Source organism: Streptomyces sp. NPDC058371 (assembly GCF_042723265.1).
Classification (GTDB): Bacteria; Actinomycetota; Actinomycetes; order Streptomycetales; family Streptomycetaceae; genus Streptomyces.
Genome location: NZ_JBHXJC010000006.1, coordinates 296329 through 311827, shown reverse-complemented (window position 1 = coordinate 311827; position 15499 = coordinate 296329). Strand labels below are relative to the sequence as shown.

At 71.1% G+C, this 15499-nt stretch carries 13 protein-coding genes; all 13 read left to right on the top strand.

All coding sequences use genetic code 11. From position 1 onward, the window contains the following. Positions 1–8: 8 nt before the first annotated feature. Positions 9–548, top strand: coding sequence for a TIGR00730 family Rossman fold protein (locus tag ACFWM2_RS20955; protein WP_383281779.1), 540 nt, complete (start codon positions 9–11; stop codon positions 546–548). Positions 549–555: 7 nt separating this feature from the next. Continuing rightward, positions 556–1254, top strand: coding sequence for an SDR family oxidoreductase (locus ACFWM2_RS20950; RefSeq protein WP_383281776.1), 699 nt, complete (start codon positions 556–558; stop codon positions 1252–1254). Positions 1255–1285: 31 nt separating this feature from the next. Beyond that, a complete protein-coding gene (locus ACFWM2_RS20945; RefSeq protein ID WP_383281773.1) occupies positions 1286–2293 on the top strand; it encodes a methionine synthase in 1008 nt (335 codons plus the stop codon). 15 nt (positions 2294–2308) lie between these two features. Then, positions 2309–4513, top strand: a complete 2205-nt coding sequence (gene ligA / locus ACFWM2_RS20940) for an NAD-dependent DNA ligase LigA (RefSeq protein ID WP_383281770.1) — start codon at positions 2309–2311, stop codon at positions 4511–4513. 259 nt (positions 4514–4772) lie between these two features. Further along, positions 4773–7004 (top strand): putative bifunctional diguanylate cyclase/phosphodiesterase, encoded by a 2232-nt coding sequence (locus tag ACFWM2_RS20935; protein WP_383281767.1) that lies wholly within the window; start codon positions 4773–4775, stop codon positions 7002–7004. A 298-nt stretch (positions 7005–7302) separates the two neighbouring features. Next, complete coding sequence (gene gatC / locus ACFWM2_RS20930; protein ID WP_015036350.1) at positions 7303–7599, top strand: Asp-tRNA(Asn)/Glu-tRNA(Gln) amidotransferase subunit GatC; 297 nt, start codon at positions 7303–7305, stop codon at positions 7597–7599. A 5-nt stretch (positions 7600–7604) separates the two neighbouring features. Next, positions 7605–9110, top strand: a complete 1506-nt coding sequence (gene gatA, locus ACFWM2_RS20925; RefSeq protein WP_383281764.1) for an Asp-tRNA(Asn)/Glu-tRNA(Gln) amidotransferase subunit GatA — start codon at positions 7605–7607, stop codon at positions 9108–9110. Beyond that, positions 9107–9346, top strand: coding sequence for a hypothetical protein (locus ACFWM2_RS20920; RefSeq protein WP_383281761.1), 240 nt, complete (start codon positions 9107–9109; stop codon positions 9344–9346). Before gatA ends, ACFWM2_RS20920 begins: the two co-directional genes overlap by 4 nt. 16 nt (positions 9347–9362) lie before the next feature. Beyond that, positions 9363–10877: an Asp-tRNA(Asn)/Glu-tRNA(Gln) amidotransferase subunit GatB gene (gene gatB, locus ACFWM2_RS20915; RefSeq protein WP_383281758.1), complete on the top strand. Its 1515-nt coding sequence runs from the start codon at positions 9363–9365 to the stop codon at positions 10875–10877. Positions 10878–11156: 279 nt separating this feature from the next. Further along, positions 11157–13439, top strand: coding sequence for an MMPL family transporter (locus ACFWM2_RS20910; RefSeq protein WP_383281755.1), 2283 nt, complete (start codon positions 11157–11159; stop codon positions 13437–13439). Further along, positions 13417–13983, top strand: coding sequence for a GNAT family N-acetyltransferase (locus tag ACFWM2_RS20905; RefSeq protein WP_383281752.1), 567 nt, complete (start codon positions 13417–13419; stop codon positions 13981–13983). Before ACFWM2_RS20910 ends, ACFWM2_RS20905 begins: the two co-directional genes overlap by 23 nt. A 366-nt stretch (positions 13984–14349) precedes the next feature. After that, positions 14350–14952 (top strand): hypothetical protein, encoded by a 603-nt coding sequence (locus tag ACFWM2_RS20900; RefSeq protein ID WP_383281749.1) that lies wholly within the window; start codon positions 14350–14352, stop codon positions 14950–14952. Between the two features lie 184 nt (positions 14953–15136). Beyond that, positions 15137–15340 carry a hypothetical protein gene (locus ACFWM2_RS20895; protein WP_383281746.1) on the top strand — a complete coding sequence of 68 codons (204 nt, stop codon included), beginning with the start codon at positions 15137–15139 and terminating at the stop codon, positions 15338–15340. Positions 15341–15499: the final 159 nt, after the last annotated feature.

Sequence of the window (15499 nt, the reverse complement as noted above, 5' to 3'; positions counted from 1 at the left end):
TAGGGCGCATGAAAATCTGTGTGTTCCTCTCCGCCGCCGACCTCGACGACCGCTACACACGTCCCGCGCGCGAGTTCGCGGAACTGCTCGGCAAGGGCGGTCACACCCTGGTCTGGGGCGGCTCCGACGTCGGGCTGATGAAGGTGGTCGCCGACGGTGTGCAGGCGGCGGGCGGGCGGCTGCTCGGGGTGACCGTCGACTTCCTCGCGGCCGTGGCGCGGGCCGACGCCGACGAGATGGTCATCGCGCGTGACCTGGCCGAACGAAAAGCGCTGCTCCTGGAGAAGGCCGACGCGGTAGTGATCATGGTCGGTGGCACCGGCACGCTCGACGAGGCGACCGAGATCCTGGAACTGAAGAAGCACGGCAAGACCGACAAGCCGGTGGTGCTGCTCAACACCGCGGGCTTCTACGACGGCCTCAAGGAACAGTTCCGGCGCATGGAGGACGAGGGGTTCCTGCCCAGGCCCCTCACCGACCTGGTGTTCTTCGCCGAAGAGGCCGTCGGCGCGCTGGCCTACCTGGAGGAGAGCCAGGGCACGCGGTGATGCGAGCATGGCGGACATGGCTACCCATGTGATCACCGGTGCGGGTTCCGGCATCGGCGCCGCCGTCGCGCGCCGCCTCCACGCGCGCGGGGACGACCTCGTGCTGCACGCGCGCGACGCGGGCCGTGCGAAGGAACTCGCGGACGAGTACCCGGGGGCCCGCACCCTGGTCGGCGACCTGGCGGACCCGGACCGGCTCTCCTGGGCGTTCTCGCACCAGACGCTGCCCGACCGGATCGACTCGCTCCTGCACATCGCGGGCGTCGTCGACCTGGGCCCGGTCGCGGAGCTGACCCCCAAGTCCTGGCGCCACCAGCTCAACGTCAACCTGATCGCCCCCGCGGAGCTGACCCGCCACTTCCTGCCCCAACTCCGCGTCGCCCAGGGCCACGTGGTGTTCGTCAACTCCGGATCGGGGCTGCGAGCGCACGCCGACTGGTCCGCGTACGCCGCCTCCAAGCACGGACTGAAGGCCCTGGCGGACTCGCTGCGCCACGAGGAGCACGCGAACGGCGTCCGGGTCACCTCGGTCTACCCGGGCCGCACCGCGAGCCCCATGCAGGCCAAGGTGCACCAGCAGGAGGGCAAGCAGTACGACGCCTCCCGGTGGATCGACCCCGAATCCGTCGCGACGACGATCCTCATGGCCCTGGACCTGCCGCGGGACGCCGAGGTCCCCGACGTGACAGTACGACCGGGCCGCTGACCTCGGCAGAGGGATTCCGTAGGCTGCGGGTGTGAGCGAAAACAGCGTGTTCAGGTTCGGGCCGGCGACCGGGGTCGGATCCATGCCCGGCGGGGATGCGCGGGAGGCCGCCAAGACCGTCGTCGGGTCCTTCGAGGACTTTCCGTATCTGCCCGAGCTGCCCGCGCGGGGGCCCGGGGCCGACATGATCGGGCGGACGGCCGGGATGCTCGTCGAGCTGTACGCGCGCGTGGAGCCCAGCGGCTGGCGGATCGGGGACCGGCCCGGCCGGGACACCAAGCGGGCGCGGTCGTGGCTCGGCGAAGACCTGGACGCCTTCGAGGAGTTCACCCAGGGGTACGAGGGGCCGCTGAAGGTGCAGGCGGTCGGCCCGTGGACGCTGGCCGCCGCGCTGGAGCTGCGCAACGGCGAGGTGGCTCTCTCCGACCCCGGCGCCTGCCGGGACCTCGCCGGATCGCTCGCCGAGGGGCTGCGGATCCATCTCGAGGAGGTGGCGAGGCGGGTGCCGGGGGCCCAGGTCGTCCTCCAGCTCGACGAGCCGTCCCTGATGGCCGTACTGCGCGGGCACGTGAAGAGCGCCAGCGGATACCGGACCCACCGCGCCGTCGACCGGCAGCACATCGAGGCCACGCTGCGGGACGTGATCGGGGTGCACGGCGACGGGCCCGTCGTCGTCCACTCGTGCGCGTCCGACGTGCCGTTCGCCCTGCTGCGCAGGGCCGGTGCCGCGGCGATCTCCTTCGACTTCTCGCTCCTCACCGAGCGTGACGACGACGCGATCGGAGAGGCCGTGGAGTCGGGCACCCGCCTCTTCACCGGTGTGGTGCCGGGCACGGACGGCCCATTGTCGGACCCTGCCGGTAGCGTCATGGGTGTCAGGACGCTGTGGCGCAGGCTGGGGCTGAATCCGGGGCTTCTCACGGAGGCGGTCACGGTCACTCCGTCGTGCGGGCTCGCGGGAGCTTCCCCCGACTACGCACGCACGGCGCTCGCCCACTGCGCCCGGGCGGCGAGATCCCTCGCGGACAACCCTGAGTAACGGGAGGACGACACGGTGGCCGGCGACCAGGACGCACAGACTGCCTCGGCTTCGCACACCCTGCCTGCCGAGGCACGCGAGAAGCACGCGCACCTCGCTGAGCAGATCGAGGAGCACCGCTTCCGGTACTACGTGAAGGACGCTCCGGTCGTCAGCGACGCGGAGTTCGACAAGCTGCTGCGCTCCCTCGAAGCCCTCGAGGACGAGTATCCCGAGCTGCGCACACCCGACTCCCCGACCCAGAAGGTCTCCGGGGCGTACGCGACGGAGTTCACGGCCGTCCAGCACCGCGAGCGGATGCTCTCCCTCGACAACGCCTTCGACGAGGAGGAGCTCGCCGCCTGGGCCGACCGCGTCGCCAAGGACGTCGGCACGCCCGGCTACCACTTCCTGTGCGAGCTGAAGATCGACGGCCTCGCGGTCAACCTCACGTACGAACACGGCCGCCTCACGCGCGCGGCGACCCGCGGCGACGGCCGCACGGGCGAGGACATCACGCCCAACGTCCGTACGATCGCGGAGATCCCCCACCGCCTCAGCGGCGACCGCGTCCCGGCCCTCGTGGAGATCCGCGGCGAGGTCTTCTTCCCGATGGAGAAGTTCGAGGAGCTCAACGCCCGCCTGGTGGAGGGCGGCGACAAGCCCTTCGCCAACCCCCGCAACGCGGCGGCGGGTTCGCTGCGCCAGAAGGACCCCCGCGTCACGGCGTCCCGCCCGCTGCACATGGTCGTCCACGGCATCGGCGCCCGCGAGGGCTTCGGCATCGATCGCCTCTCCCAGGCGTACGACCTGCTGCACGAGTGGGGCCTGCCGACCACGCGCTACGCCAAGGTGGTCGACGACCTCGACGGCGTACGGGAGTTCATCGCGTACTACGGCGAGAACCGTCACTCCGTGGAGCACGAGATCGACGGCGTGGTCGTCAAGCTCGACGAGATCCCGCTCCAGGGACGCCTAGGCTCCACCTCCCGCGCCCCCCGCTGGGCGATCGCCTGGAAGTACGCGCCGGAGGAGGTCAACACCAAGCTGATCAACATCCGCGTCGGCGTGGGCCGCACGGGCCGCGTCACGCCGTACGCGCAGGTCGAGCCGGTCACGGTGGCCGGCTCCGAGGTCGAGTTCGCGACGCTGCACAACCAGGACGTGGTGCGGGCCAAGGGCGTCCTCATCGGGGACACGGTCGTGCTGCGCAAGGCCGGTGACGTCATCCCGGAGATCCTCGGTCCGGTCGTCGACCTGCGCGACGGCAGCGAGCGGGAGTTCGAGATGCCCGCCGAGTGCCCCGAGTGCGGTACGGCGCTGCGGCCCATGAAGGAGGGCGACGTCGACCTGCGCTGCCCGAACGCCCGCACGTGCCCCGCCCAGTTGCGGGAGCGGCTGTTCTACCTGGCCGGCCGCAAGGCGCTGGACATCGAGCAGTTCGGGTACGTGGCCGCGGCGGCCCTCACCAAGCCGCTGGAGCCCGCCGAGCCCCCGCTGCTGGACGAGGGAGACCTCTTCGACCTCACGATCGAGCAACTGCTGCCCATCAGGGCGTACGTCCTCGACCAGGACAGCGGACTGCCCAAGCGTGACCCGAAGACCGGCGAGGAGAAGATCGCCACGGTCTTCGCCAACCAGCAGGGCGAGCCGAAGAAGAACGCGACCGCCATGCTGGACAACATCGCGGCGGCCAAGGAGCGCCCGCTCGCGCGTGTCCTCACCGGCCTGTCGATCCGTCATGTCGGACCGGTCGCGGCCGAGGCGCTGGCTCGCGAGTTCCGCTCCATCGACCGCATCGAGCAGGCCACGGAGGAGGAGCTCGCCGGCACCGACGGCGTGGGCGGGATCATCGCCGCCTCCCTCAAGCAGTGGTTCGCCGAGGACTGGCACCGCGAGATCCTCCGCAAGTGGCGGGCCGCCGGGGTGCGCCTGGAGGAGGAGGGCTCGGGCGAGGACGAGGGGCCGCGGCCGCTGGAAGGGCTCACCGTCGTCGTCACCGGCACGCTCGAACACCACACACGGGACGGCGCGAAGGAGGCCCTGCAGAGCCGAGGCGCGAAGGTGACCGGATCGGTCTCGAAGAAGACCTCTTTCGTCGTGGTGGGTGACAACCCCGGATCCAAATACGACAAGGCGATGCAACTCAAGGTTCCGGTTCTGAACGAGGACGGTTTCGCCGTCCTGCTCGAACAAGGGCCGGAAGCAGCTGCGGAAGTTGCACTTCCGACCCCCGAGTAGCGGTTGAAGACCACCCGTTCGGCGCATATCAGATGCATACGGGTGGCTGGGTTGCATTCGGGCAACCGTCGACGACCGCTGCCCGTGGAAGCCTTCTGCGGCCTACTGTTGAGGAGTGCGCCTGCCGTGCCCAGCTGCGGTTGGGGCATCCCCCGTTCTTCACGGGTGTGGGGAAGGGTTTTCAGACGCGTGCCGTTGACGGTTCTGCCGGGCAGCGGATCGCGTGGCGTGGGCACCGCCGGCTGTGAGAGGGACGGGAATGGAACCGACCGAGAGCGCCGCCCCGGATTCGCGGCTGCGCATGCGCCGGATGTCCGGCGCATGGCTGGCCGGCCGCCGGACAGCGCGGTCGTCGGTGCGCGTGAGCGCGGGCGACCGCGGCACCGCCCACCTCACCGCCGGGACCGCGCCGGCCGCAGGACATTCAGGAACGCAGGGCCACGAGACTGATCGGAACATGTCCTGGCCGGCCCTGCCCGCGGCGGTCGTCGCGGCGGCCGGCTTTCTCCTCGGCGCCGGTTTCTACCGGGCGTTCAGCGGACACCACGCGCTCTTTCCGTCCGGTGCAGTGGGCTGGTCCCTGGCCGTGCTGACCGGCGTCATCGTCGGTCACCTGGTCGCGCTCGGCCGCTCCCGCTGGTGGGGCGGCACGGGATCCGGCGCCGCCCTCACCCTCGCGGTCCTGCTGCTGTTCGGCTGGGTGCCGGCCGGCATGGTCAGCCTCACCGTGGTCGTGCTGGTCGGCGCGGCCCGCCGCCACCGCTGGCGACAGGGCGTCCTGCACGGCGCGGTCGACATCCTCGGCATCGGGGCCGGCGCGCTGGTCCTCGCCGCGTTCGGCCGGGTCCCGTCCGTCGAGTCCCCCTGGGACCCGGGGACCTGGACGCTGTACGCGGCACCCGAAGTGCTGCTGGTCGCGGCCGGGTATCTCGCGGTCACCCGCGCCCTCCTCTGGTATCTGTACGCCCCGCGCACCGGCGGGCTGCCCACCGTCGCCCGAACGGCCCTGGTCAGACAGGGTCTCGTCGCCGTCGCGCTGCTCGGCATCGCACCGCTGATCTGTGTGGTGGCCGTCGCGCTGCCGGTGCTGCTGCCGCTGTTCTCCGTCCCGCTCATCGCGCTGGACTCCACGCTGTGGATAGCCCGCGCCCGGGCGGAGGAGCAGCTGCGCGACCCGCTGACCGGGCTGCCCAACCGGCAGTGGCTGCTCGAACGGACCTGGACGGCGCTGGACGACGCCGAGCGGATCGGGGCGCGTGCCGCCCTGCTCCTGATCGACCTCGACCGCTTCCGGTCCGTCAATGACACGCTGGGGCATCTCGCCGGGGACCGGCTGCTGTTGCAGATAGCCGACCGGCTCAGGCTCGCACTGCCGCGCGGGGCGGAGGCCGCACGGCTCGGCGGGGACGAGTTCGCGGTGTTACTGCCCGTCGCGGACTCCACCACGTCCGCCACGCGGATCGCCCGCGGACTCGTCGCCGCGCTGGGCTCGCCGCTCGACCTCGACGGGCTCACCCTCGTCCTGGAGGCCAGCGCCGGGCTCGCCGTCTTCCCCGACCACGCGCTCGACGCGGAGGGGCTGCTGCGGCGCGCGGACGTCGCCATGTACCAGGCGAAGCGGGACCGTACGGGGGTGGAGGTGTACGAGTCCAAGCGGGACTCGAACACCCCGGACCGCCTGGGTCTGCTCGGCGACCTGCGCCGGGCCCTCGACGCCGGTGACGTCGAACTGCACTACCAGCCCAAGGTCCGCTTCGACGGACAGGTGGCCGGCCTCGAGGCCCTGGTCCGCTGGGTGCATCCCGAGCGCGGGAAGGTGCCGCCGGACGAGTTCATCGCGATCGCCGAGTCGTCCGGGCTGATGCCCCATCTCACCGAGTACGTGCTGGAGACGGCGCTGGCCCAGGTCGCTCGCTGGCGGGCGCAGGCGCTGTTCGTACCGGTCGCGGTGAACGTCTCGCCGCGCGACGTCCACACGCCCGGATTCGCCGGGGCGGTCGCCGCGCGTCTCGCCCGGCACGGGGTTCCCGCGGGGGCGCTGCAGCTGGAGATCACGGAGCATGTGCTCCTGGAGGACCCGCAGCGGGCCGCGGACACCCTGGCCGCGCTGACCGGGCACGGGGTGAAGATGTCCCTCGACGACTTCGGCACGGGGTACTCGTCGCTCGTGCATCTGCGGCGACTGCCCGTCAGTGAGCTGAAGATCGACCGGTCCTTCGTCGCGCGGCTCGCCGTGGACAACGAGGACGCGGAGATCGTGCGGTGCACCGTCGACCTCGCGCACTCGCTCGGGCTGCTCGTCGTCGCGGAGGGCGTCGAGGACGACGAGACGTGGGAGCGCCTGCGGGATCTGGGCTGTGACGCCGTACAGGGGTGGCTGGTGGCCGCGGCGATGCCGGCGGACGAGGCGACGGCGTGGCTTCGGGCCCGAGGGGCGCGGGGGTGGCAGCGGCCCGCCGCGGCGTTGCCTGCGGTTGCCACCGACGAGTGAGCCGGCGGCTCCGGCCGGGGGTTGCGCAGCCGCACCGCAAGTGACCGTTCGTTGGTGACGCTCCCTGCCCGGAGGGGATCCCGCCGTCGGCGGGTGGCGGTTTGGGGGGATTTGTTTCCCCGCCCGCATCGCCCGGGACCGTTCATTGGTGGGGTGCCCTCTCCTGTGGGGATTTCGCGCCGTCGGCGGGTGTCAGGAGTCCGCTGAGCGGGGCGGAGGGAAACCCGTGCGCGGGCATCCGTACCGGCGCCATAGGATTGGGCCCAAACCACACACACTCACCCCAGAGGATCGCTGCATGCCTGGCATCACGCGCGAGGAGGTCGCCCACCTCGCACGGCTGGCGCGTCTGGAGCTGAAGGGCGAAGAGCTCGACCACTTCGCCGGTCAGCTCGACGACATCATCGGCGCGGTCGCCCGCGTCAGCGAGGTCGCCGACCAAGACGTACCGCCGACCTCTCACCCGCTGCCGCTGACGAACGTCATGCGCGCGGACGAGGTCCGTCCGTCGCTCACCCCCGAGCAGGCGCTCTCCGGCGCCCCGGCCCAGGAGCAGCAGCGTTTCAAGGTGCCGCAGATCCTGGGGGAGGACTAACCACCATGACGGACACCAACGTCAACATCATCAAGCTGACCGCGGCCGAGATCGCCGAGAAGATCGCGGCGGGCGAGCTCACCGCCGTCGAGGTCACCGAGGCCCACCTGGCCCGTATCGAGGCCGTCGACGAGAAGGTGCACGCCTTCCTGCACGTCGACCGGGAGGGCGCGCTAGCCCAGGCCCGTGCCGTCGACGGCAAGCGTGAGCGCGGTGAGAAGCTCGGCCCGCTGGCCGGCGTCCCGCTCGCGCTCAAGGACATCTTCACCACCGAGGGGATCCCGACCACCGTCGGTTCCAAGATCCTCGAGGGCTGGATCCCGCCGTACGACGCGACCGTCACCAAGCGGCTGAAGGCCGCCGACGTCGTCATCCTCGGCAAGACCAACATGGACGAGTTCGCCATGGGGTCGAGCACCGAGAACAGCGCGTACGGGCCGACCGGCAACCCCTGGGACCTCACCCGCATCCCCGGCGGCTCCGGCGGCGGCTCCTCCGCGGCGCTCGCCTCCTTCCAGTCCCCGCTCGCCATCGGCACGGACACCGGCGGCTCCATCCGCCAGCCCGCCGCCGTGACCGGCACGGTCGGCGTCAAGCCGACGTACGGCGGCGTCTCGCGGTACGGCATGGTGGCGTTCTCCAGCTCCCTCGACCAGGGCGGGCCCTGCGCCCGTACGGTCCTGGACGCGGCGCTCCTGCACGAGGTCATCGCCGGGCACGACCCGCTCGACTCCACGTCCATCGACGCGCCGGTCCCGCCGGTCGTCGAGGCCGCCCGCAACGGCAGCGTGGCGGGCATGCGCGTCGGCGTCGTCAAGCAGTTCGCGGGCGAGGGCTACCAGGCCGGTGTCGTCCAGCGCTTCAACGAGTCCGTCACCCTCCTCAAGGAGCTGGGTGCCGAGATCGTCGAGCTGGACTGCCCGTCCTTCGACCTGGCCCTGTCGGCGTACTACCTGATCGCGCCGTCCGAGTGCTCCTCGAACCTCGCGCGCTTCGACGGCCTGCGCTACGGCGCGCGCGTGGGCGACGACGGCACCCGCTCCGCCGAGGACGTCACCGCCCTCACCCGTGAGGCGGGCTTCGGCGACGAGGTCAAGCGCCGCATCATGCTCGGCACGTACGCCCTCTCCAGCGGCTACTACGACGCCTACTACGGCAGCGCGCAGAAGGTCCGTACGCTCATTACGCGCGACTTCGAGAAGGCGTTCGAGCAGGTGGACGTCATCGTGTCGCCCACCACGCCGACCACCGCCTTCCCGATCGGCGAGCGCGCCGACGACCCGATGGCGATGTACCTCGCGGACCTGTGCACCATCCCGACCAACCTGGCGGGCAACGCGGCCATGTCGCTGCCCTGCGGTCTCGCGCCGGAGGACAACCTCCCGGTCGGCCTGCAGATCATCGCCCCGGCGATGCAGGACGACAGGCTGTACAAGGTGGGCGCCGCCGTCGAGGCCGCCTTCGTGGAAAAGTGGGGTCACCCGCTGATCGAGGAGGCTCCGTCGCTGTGAGCGCACTGACCAAGGCCAAGGGCTTCAAGAGGTCCAAGTCCGGCACGTACCTGTCCATCGCGACCACCGCGTTCGGTGCCCTGAGCGTCGCCAAGCAGGCCAAGAAGGCCCGCCTCGAGAGCGACACCCTGCGGCTGATCGACGCGGCCGTGTCCGCCGCCGCCATCGTCACCGGCCTCGCCATCCTCTACCGGGAGCTCAAGCGCCTGGGCGACGACGACGTCCTGCTGGGCTGAGAGGGAAGTTTTCACCGTGACCACCACGACCGACCTGGTGTCGTACGAGGACGCGCTGGCGTCGTACGACCCCGTCATGGGCCTCGAAGTCCATGTCGAACTCGGCACCAGGACCAAGATGTTCTGTGGCTGTTCGACCGAGCTGGGCGCCGAGCCCAACTCGCAGACCTGCCCGACCTGCCTCGGCATGCCGGGCGCGCTGCCGGCCGTCAACGCGATCGGCGTCGAGTCCGCCATCAAGATCGGTCTCGCGCTGCACTGCGAGATCGCCGAGTGGTGCCGCTTCGCCCGGAAGAACTACTTCTACCCGGACATGCCGAAGAACTTCCAGACCTCGCAGTACGACGAGCCGATCGCCTTCAACGGCTATCTGGACGTCCAGCTGGAGGACGGCGAGGTCTTCCGCGTGGAGATCGAGCGCGCCCACATGGAGGAGGACACCGGCAAGTCGCTGCACGTCGGCGGTGCCACCGGCCGTATCCACGGCGCCTCGCACTCCCTGCTGGACTACAACCGCGCCGGCATCCCGCTCATCGAGATCGTCACCAAGCCGATCGAGGGTGCGGGCGAGCGCGCTCCCGAGGTCGCCAAGGCGTACGTCGCCGAGCTGCGCGAGCTCATCAAGGCGCTCGGCGTCTCCGAGGCCCGCATGGAGCAGGGCCAGATGCGCTGCGACGTGAACCTGTCGCTGCGCCCGCACGGCCGGGAGAAGTTCGGCACGCGCTCCGAGACGAAGAACGTCAACTCCCTGCGTTCCGTGGAGCGCGCGGCCCGCTACGAGATCCAGCGCCACGCCGCGGTGCTGAACTCCGGCGGCACGATCATCCAGGAGACCCGCCACTTCCACGAGGACACCGGGTCGACGACCTCGGGCCGCGTGAAGGAGGAGGCCGAGGACTACCGGTACTTCCCGGAGCCCGACCTGGTCCCCGTCGCCCCGTCCCGCGAGTGGGTCGAGGAGCTGCGTGCCGGTCTGCCCGAGCAGCCGCTGGCCCGCCGCAACCGGCTGCGCGAGGAGTGGGGTGTCAACGCCCACGACATGCAGTCGATCCTCAACGCCGGCGCCATCGACCCGATCGTCGCCACGATCGAGGCCGGTGCCGACGCCACCTCCGCCCGCAAGTGGTGGATGGGTGAACTGGCTCGCAGCGCCAACGAGTCGGGCAAGGCCCTGGAGGACCTCCCGATCACCCCGGCGCAGGTCGCCAGGGTGGCGCAGCTCGTCAGCTCCGGCGATCTGAACGACAAGCTCGCCCGCCAGGTCATCGAGGGCGTGCTCGCCGGCGAGGGAACCCCGGACGAGGTCGTCGAGAAGCGCGGTCTGAAGGTCGTCTCGGACGAGGGCGCGCTGACCGCCGCCGTCGACGAGGCCATCGCCGGCAACCCGGGCGTCGCCGACAAGATCCGCGGCGGCAAGGTCCAGGCCGCCGGCGCCCTGGTCGGCGCGGTCATGAAGGCCACCCGGGGCCAGGCCGACGCGGCCCGCGTCAAGGAACTCATCCTGGAGAAGCTGGGCGTCAGCGAGGGCTGAGTCTCCCGTTTTCTGTCCTCCCGAGGGGGATGCATCGACACCGATGCATCCCCCTCGGGCTGTCCCCGCCCGCCCGGCGGTGCGACAGAGTCCCCGGGAATGTCGTGTGATGTCGTTCGCACTCTTGTGAGTAAGCCCATGAATGCGACAAAGGATCATTTCCTGCTGCAAGAGTGTCCGGGCATTGCTCATGCGTTCTTTGCGGGCTGTTCAGTTTCATAAGCGTTCATTCGCTGCTGTTCCCGGTCAAAGATCCCCACATCCCCAGGGAGCACGTCCGTGGCAGCCCTTGCCCGCTGGTGTGTCCGGCACCGACTCGTCGCCGTTCTGCTGTGGCTCCTGGCCCTCGGTGGCACGAGCGCCGCCGCGGCCGTCGCGGGCTCCGCCTACTCCAACGACTACGAGGCTCCCGGCACCGAGTCGGGCCGCGCCACCCAGCTCCTGCGGGACGGCTTCCCGGGACTCGGCGGCGACAACGACACCGTCGTCTGGCACACCACCCCGGGCACCGTGCGCGGCGCCGACGTCGAGCAGACGATGACCCGCACCCTGGACGAGATCGCCGGGCTGCCCGGTGTCGCCACCGTCATCAGCCCGTACGAGGGCCGGGGCGGCGGTCGGATCAGCGGCGACGGCCGTACCGCGTACGCCACGGTCACCTTCGACGAGCGGGCCGAGAACATCGGCAAGGGTGAGGCACAGGCCGTCGTGGACACGGCCCGGGCGGCCGGGACGGACGGCCTCCAGGTGGAGCTCGGCGGCACCGCCATCGCGGCCACCGAGTCGTCCGGCGGGCACCTCGCCGAGGTCGTCGGAGTGGTCGTCGCGGCCGTGGTCCTCTTCCTCGCCTTCGGCTCGCTCGCCGCCTCGACGCTGCCCATCGCCACCGCGCTCGTCAGCGTCGGGACGGCGTTCGCCTCGATCGTGCTCCTCGGGCATGTCATGACCGTCGCCGACTTCGCGCCCATGCTCGGCATGCTGATCGGCCTCGGCGTCGGCATCGACTACGCCCTGTTCATCGTGACCCGGCACCGCAGGGGCCTGAAACGCGGGCTGCCGGTGGCGGCGGCGGCCGAGCACGCTGTCGCCACCACCGGACGCGCGGTGGTCTTCGCGGGAGCGACCGTCTGCATCGCGCTGCTCGGCATGCTCATCCTGCGGCTCGGCTTCCTCAACGGAGTCGCGATCGCCGCCTCGCTGACCGTCGTCCTCACCGTCGCGGCCTCGGTGACCCTGCTGCCGGCGCTGCTCTCCTTCATCGGCCCGCGCGCGCTGAGCCGGCGCGAGCGGCGGCGGCTGGAGGAGCGCGGACCCCAGCCGGAGGTCCCGACCGGGCTCGCCGCCCGCTGGTCGGCCTTCGTGGAACGCCACCCGAAACTGCTCGGCGCGGTCGCCGTGGTCGTCATGGCCCTGCTCGCCCTGCCCACGTTCTCCCTGCACCTGGGCACCTCCGACCAGGGCAACGACCCGACGACGTCCACCACACGCCAGGCGTACGACCTGATGGGGGAGGGCTTCGGCCCGGGCGTGAACGGTCCGCTGACGCTGGTCACCCCGGTCGGCGGCGGCGCGGACCGGCTCGCGCTCGACAACCTCGACGCCACACTCCGGGCCACCGAGGGCATCGCGTCGGTGACACCGGTGACGTACAACACGGGTGGGGACACCGCGTATCTCGCGGTCGTCCCGCAGTCCGCGCCGCAGTCCCAGCGGACCAGCGAACTCGTCGACCGGATGCGCACCGAGGTGCTGCCCCGGGCCGAGGCGAACACCTCGCTCGACCTGCGCGTGGGCGGGGTGACGGCGAGTTACGACGACTTCGCGGACGTGATCGTCGGCAAGCTGCCGCTGTTCGTCGGTGTCGTCATCGGCCTCGGCTGCGTGCTGCTCCTGCTGGCCTTCCGGTCCCTCGGCATCCCGCTGAAGGCCGCGGTGATGAACATCGCCGCCGTGGCCGCCGCGTTCGGCGTGGTCGTCGCGATCTTCCAGTGGGGCTGGGGCAGCGAGCTGCTGGGCCTGGGCAGAGCCGGACCGATCGAGCCCTTCCTGCCGGTGATCATGGTGTCGGTCCTCTTCGGCCTCTCCATGGACTACCAGGTCTTCCTGGTCAGCCGGATGTACGAGGAGTGGCTGGAGACCGGCGACAACCGGCGTGCCGTACGCGTCGGACTGGCCGAGACCAGCCGGGTGATCAACTCCGCCGCCGTCATCATGATCTCGGTCTTCCTCGCCTTCGTGCTCAGCGGTGACCGCGTGATCGCGATGTTCGGCATCGCCCTCGCCGCGGCCGTCGCCCTCGACGCCTTCGTCCTGCGCACGCTCCTCGTACCCGCCCTGATGCACCTGCTGGGCGGTGCCAACTGGTGGCTGCCGCGGCTGCTCGACGAGCGGCTGCCGCGCATCAGCATCGAACCGCCCGAGTGCCGCGCCGCCGGAGCCGCATTGCTGCCCGGCCGTGGGGGAGCCTCCCGTGCGACGATTCCGGGGCAGCGCTCGGACGACGCGCTGGTGGGCGTACTGGAGAAGGAGCAACAGCAGGATGTACGCGATATCCCTGGGTGACGACGGCGCGGAACTGCGGCCCCTGGAGCCCTGGCACGCCGAGGAGTTCTTCGCCCACCTCGAACGCGGTCGCGAGTTCATCTCGCAGTACGTCGCCTTCGGGGTCGGTGTCGACGATGTCGCCTCCGCGCGGGCGGTCCTCCAGTCGTACGCGGACAAGCGCGCCGCCGACACCGGCAGCCTGCACGGGCTGTGGATGGAGGGAAAGCTCGTCGGCGGCCTGCTCTTCCGGGTGTTCGACGCCAAGGACGGGAACTGCGAGGCCGGCTGCTGGCTGGAGCCCGCGGCCGCCGGGCGCGGACTGGTCACGCGCGGGATGCGGTACCTCATCGACTGGGCGGTGGAGGAACGCGGGATGCACCGCGTGGAGTGGATCGCCTCCTCGGCGAACGAACCGAGCATCAAGGTCGCGCGGCGGCTCGGGATGACACGTGAGGGTGTGCAGCGGGAGAGCTACCCGTACCGGGGCGTCCGCCACGACATGGAGGTCTGGACCGTCCTGGCCCCCGAGTGGCGCGAAGCCCGGGCCCGCGGCGCCCGCTGACCGTGACCGGGGCGAAGGGGTGCGGCGCCCGGTGACGCGCTGGACGAAAGGCCGTGGCGGCCGGCGGGCGGTTGGACGAAGGGCGGCGGCGTCCGGTGACGCGCTGCACGAAGGGCCGTGAGGGCCGCCGGCCGGCTGGGCGAAGGGCGGCGGCGCCTGCTGACCGGGTGGACGAAGGGCCGTGGCGGCCGGCGGGCGGCTGGTCCAAGGGCACGCGCGCGTGGGGCCAGGGACGGGCGTACGGGAGGCCGTGTGTGCGGGTTCCGGGACATCCGATCGACGGGCACGCGCGCGTGTGCCGATCGTTATGTACGCGCACAGCCAACATTAAGAAACCTCTCAGACTCCGTCCGTACGGTGCCAGGCATGGGAACCAAGACAGATGACGTAGCCGGGGTCGAGACCGGCGCCGAGGCAAAGAGCGACGAGGAGACCGTGGACGTCACCAAGACCACGGACGTCACCAAGGCCGACGAGCCGGCCAAGGCCGACGTCGAGGCCGACGACCAGGCCGTGGCCGAGGACGAGGAGGGCGACGACCTCCCCGAGGCCGAGCTCGAGGCCGAGCGGGACGCCTCCGGCGTGGGCCAGGGTGCCGCCGCCGTCGTCTCCGCCGGACTCGGCATCGTCTCGCTCACCGGCAGCTGGGTCTCCACCGTCGCCGCCGCGCGCGAGACGCTCACCGGTCAGCTGCAGACCTCGTCGTCCGCGAGCGTCGCCACGCAGGTCCGGGAAGTGTACGGAGACGCCTGGAGCGTCACCGCGCTGGTCGGCGGCCTCTTCGCCCTGGTCGCGCTGATCGTCGGTGTCGTGGTGCTGGCCCGGCCCGCCTTCGGCGCCCCGGGCAAGCCGCAGGCGCCCTGGATCAAGTCGGTCGCCTGGGCGGGCGTCGCGCTCGGCGTCGTCGGCCTGCTGCTCGCGATCGCCAAGTACACCGACCTCCTGCTCGGGCTGCCCTCCACCAGCTGACTCACCGCACATCCCCCACCGTCTGAGGGGCCTTAGAGCCGCCGTAAGCCACTTACGGCCGTTCTAAGGCCCCTGTCGCGTTCAAGATGCGGAACTCTCCCGATGTGGCGCACCCCCCTTGGAGACGAAAGTTGAGGCATCGCAACAAGCGAGAGCCGAAACCGAATCTCACGAGGGACACCACATGTTCGAGTACGAACTCCACCAGACCCGTTCCGCCGAACTGATCCGCAGGGCCGAGAACCACCGCCTGGCGCAGGAGGCCCTGCGCAGCCGTCGCGCCGCCCGCCGTGCCGTACGCGAGTCCGGGCAGCACGAACAGAACGACACGGAGGGGCGGGCCCATACCCACCGGCCCCGCCGGCACCGGTTCGCCCGCGTCGCATGAGCACGGGGGCGGGTGAGGGCGGCCGCACGGGGGTCGGCCGCTCTCACCGAGGGGACGTCGTCCCCGGGGGGCCGGGAGGGGGGGGGGGGGGGGGCGGGTTTCTTTTTGTTTTCCCCGCCCCTCTTTTTCCTTTTTTTTCTTTTTTGGGGGGGGGCAGGG

Excerpts from the sequence above, each read along its gene's own strand:
- ACFWM2_RS20955 (WP_383281779.1), top strand. The coding sequence starts at position 9 with ATGAAAATCTGTGTGTTCCTCTCCGCCGCCGACCTCGACGACCGCTAC.
- ACFWM2_RS20950 (WP_383281776.1), top strand. The coding sequence starts at position 556 with ATGGCGGACATGGCTACCCATGTGATCACCGGTGCGGGTTCCGGCATC.
- ACFWM2_RS20935 (WP_383281767.1), top strand. The coding sequence starts at position 4,773 with ATGGAACCGACCGAGAGCGCCGCCCCGGATTCGCGGCTGCGCATGCGC.
- gatC (WP_015036350.1), top strand. The coding sequence starts at position 7,303 with ATGCCTGGCATCACGCGCGAGGAGGTCGCCCACCTCGCACGGCTGGCG.
- gatA (WP_383281764.1), top strand. The coding sequence starts at position 7,605 with ATGACGGACACCAACGTCAACATCATCAAGCTGACCGCGGCCGAGATC.
- ACFWM2_RS20905 (WP_383281752.1), top strand. The coding sequence starts at position 13,417 with ATGTACGCGATATCCCTGGGTGACGACGGCGCGGAACTGCGGCCCCTG.
- ACFWM2_RS20900 (WP_383281749.1), top strand. The coding sequence starts at position 14,350 with ATGGGAACCAAGACAGATGACGTAGCCGGGGTCGAGACCGGCGCCGAG.
- ACFWM2_RS20895 (WP_383281746.1), top strand. The coding sequence starts at position 15,137 with ATGTTCGAGTACGAACTCCACCAGACCCGTTCCGCCGAACTGATCCGC.